Genomic DNA, 282 nt, shown 5'->3' with positions numbered 1-282 from the left:
ACTCGTGGGGTAGAGCCCAGAGAGTTGCTGGCGGAACTCGCGCTCTTCAACGGTGTCCGGGAGACCGACGTAGAAACGGAGTTCTCCATTGGTGAACACGACTTCGAAGCTGTACTTTTTGGGGCGAGTACCCATGCCAGCTTTCTTTTTCAACGGGTGTTGGGTGACGCCCTCTTCGTGGAGACTGGAAATCAGTTCGGTGGCGTACTCAAGCCCATCCTCATTTCGGTCGGGGCGAATTCGTGTGAGTGTTCCTGGGTATGATTCTGCGGCACTGTGAAT

General features: G+C 55.0%; 1 protein-coding gene. It reads right to left on the bottom strand.

The window, feature by feature from the left end; translation table 11 throughout:
• A partial coding sequence (locus tag EXE45_RS20195) for a hypothetical protein (protein ID WP_158294360.1) occupies window positions 1–282 on the bottom strand: 282 nt, incomplete at both ends.

Origin of the sequence: Halorubrum sp. SP9, assembly GCF_005435015.1 — an archaeon.
Classification (GTDB): Archaea; Halobacteriota; Halobacteria; order Halobacteriales; family Haloferacaceae; genus Halorubrum; species Halorubrum sodomense.
The sequence above is the reverse complement of the archived record's forward strand: the minus strand, read 5'-3'. Positions and strand labels throughout refer to the sequence as shown.